This is a genomic window from Ideonella sp. (genome assembly GCF_035254525.1).
Lineage (GTDB): Bacteria > Pseudomonadota > Gammaproteobacteria > Burkholderiales > Burkholderiaceae_C > Ideonella.
The window spans coordinates 1-2,340 of the sequence record NZ_DATFAN010000082.1 but is presented as its reverse complement, the minus strand read 5'-3'; the positions used below and the strand labels follow the sequence as shown (position 1 = coordinate 2,340).

The window sequence follows — 2,340 nt, the reverse complement described above, 5'->3', positions numbered from 1 at the left end:
AGCCGGCGGCGAACATCGGCCAGATCAGTTGCGTGAGGTACAGGCCGAAGCTGGTCAACTGGCCGATCGTCAGTTCGCCATGCCAGACCAGCCAGCCGCCCAGGCCGAGTGACAGCACGATCGAGGTCGCCAGCGTCATGCCCACGGCCGGCTCGTAGCGCGCCTCCCAGCGCTGCGACCAGTAGGCCGCGTCGGCTGCCTTCTCGGCTAGGTCGGCGAACACCTGGCTGCTGCGCGCCTCGAGGCCCAGCGCGCGCAGCGTGCGCACGCCTGACAGCGTCTCCTGCACATGGTCGTTCAGCGCACCGAAGCAATCGAGCGCTTCCTTGGAGCGGTCGTGCAGGTGGCGCGAGATCCAGGCGAAGCTCCAGGCCATCAGCGGAAAGGGCACGAGCGCGATGGCGGCCAGCCGCCAGTCGACGCCGATCGCCATCGTCGCGACGACCAGCACGAGGGTCAGCGTGCCGTCGAAGCCGGCGAGCATCGCCTCGCCGGCCGCCATCTCGACCGCGTCGACGTCGTTGGTGGCCAGCGCCATCAGGTCGCCGGTGCGGCGGGTCTGGAAGAAGCGCGGGCCCTGCGCGGCCAGGCGCTGGTACAGCCGCCGGCGCAGCTCCACGCCCATCAGGTAGGCGGCGGCATACAGCCGGATCCGCCAGCCCACGCGCAGCAGGTAGATCGCGACGCCGGCGGCCAGCAGCAGCGCCAGCTCGCGCCACATGGCCGCGCCGGCGAGCTGCCGCGCCACCAGCGCATCGACCAGGTGGCCGATCTGGCGCGGCAGCCAGACCGTCAGCAGCGCGATGCCGACCAGCATCACCGCCGCGCCGGCATAGGCCGCGGCGTGGCGGCGCACGAAGGCGCGGATCAGGGCGGCAAGCGGCATGCGGTCGGTCAAAAGCGGGCGATTCTAGTGATCGGTGCCGACCTTGCTGCTGCCACGAGAATGTCAATTCAGCACGCAACAGGACACGCCGCCATGGCCAAGGATTTCGATGCGATGGAGGACTCCAATCGCAGCGCCAACCCCAGCATCCACGAGCTGTCGGACCCGGCGCGCCGCGTCTGGTTGCGCGGTGGCGCGGCGGCCGCGGTGGCGGGCCTCATCGGCGGCGTGCCGCTGGCCGGCTGCATGAGCGTGGCCGCGCGCGGGCCGGCCGCAGGCCCGCTCGAGCTGGGCCGGCGCATCGGCTTTGCCAGCGTGCCGATGGCGGCGATCGACGGGGTCGACGTGCCGCCCGGCTACACCGCCCGCCCGATCTACCGCTGGGGCGACCCGGTCGGGGTGCCGGGCCGCATGCCCGCCTTCCGGCCCGACGCCGGCAACAGCGCTGCGGAGCAGGCCGTGCAGGCCGGCATGCACCACGACGGCATGGGCTTTTTCCCGCTCGCCGGTGGCCAGGAGCGCGGCCTGCTGGCGATCAACCATGAGTACGTCGACGAGGGCCTGCTGTTCACCGACGGCATGGCCAACTGGAGCGCCGAGAAGGTGGCCAAGTCGATGGCCGCGCACGGTGTGTCGATCATCGAGCTGGCCCGCGCCGAGGTCGGTTGGCGCCAGGTCCTGCCATCGACCTACGCGCGCCGCATCACCGCATCGACACCGATGCGCCTGGCCGGCCCCGCAGCGGGCCACCCGCTGATGCGCACCGCCGACGACCCCGGCGGCCTGCAGGTGCTGGGCACGTTCAACAACTGCGCCAATGGCGTGACGCCCTGGGGCACCTACCTGATCTGCGAAGAGAACTTCGCCGACTACTTCGAGGGCCCGGCCGAGCCGGATGCCCACCAGAAGCGCTGGGGCCTGCGCCAGCGCGGCGGCCACTACCGCTGGCACGAGCACGAGCCGCGCTTCGACGCGACCCGGCACCCGAACGAGCCCAACCGCTTCGGCTGGGTGGTCGAGATCGACCCCGCCGACCCGGCCAGCACGCCGGTCAAGCGCACGGCACTGGGCCGCGCCGCGCACGAGGGCGCGGCCACCGCGCTGACGGCCGACGGCCACGCCGTCGTCTACATGGGCGAGGATGCCCGCTTCGAGTACATCTACAAGTTCGTCAGCCGTGATGTCATGCAGCCCGGCGGCTCGGCGGCCAACCGCGAGCTGCTCGACCACGGCACGCTGTACGTCGCCCGCTTCGACGCCGACGGCAGCGGCCACTGGCTGCCGTTGCGCCACGGCCACGGCCCGCTGACGGCGGCCAACGGCTTTGCCGACCAGGGCGAGGTGCTGATCAAGTCGCGCCAGGCGAGCGACCTGCTGGGCGCGACCAAGATGGACCGGGCCGAATGGACCACGGTGGATCCGATCACCAAGCAGGTCTATTGCACGCTGACCAA

Annotated in this window: 2 protein-coding genes; one reads left to right on the top strand and one right to left on the bottom strand. The window is 71.6% G+C overall.

Going from position 1 to position 2,340, the window contains the following annotated elements:
* On the bottom strand, positions 1–886 hold an 886-nt coding region (locus VJ693_RS08130; protein WP_324153132.1), incomplete at its 3' end, for an ABC transporter transmembrane domain-containing protein.
* A gap of 93 nt (positions 887–979) precedes the next feature.
* Between VJ693_RS08130 and VJ693_RS08125 the strand changes: the two genes are divergently transcribed.
* Positions 980–2,340 (top strand): PhoX family phosphatase (locus VJ693_RS08125; RefSeq protein ID WP_324153130.1); only part of this gene is annotated, 1,361 nt, incomplete at its 3' end.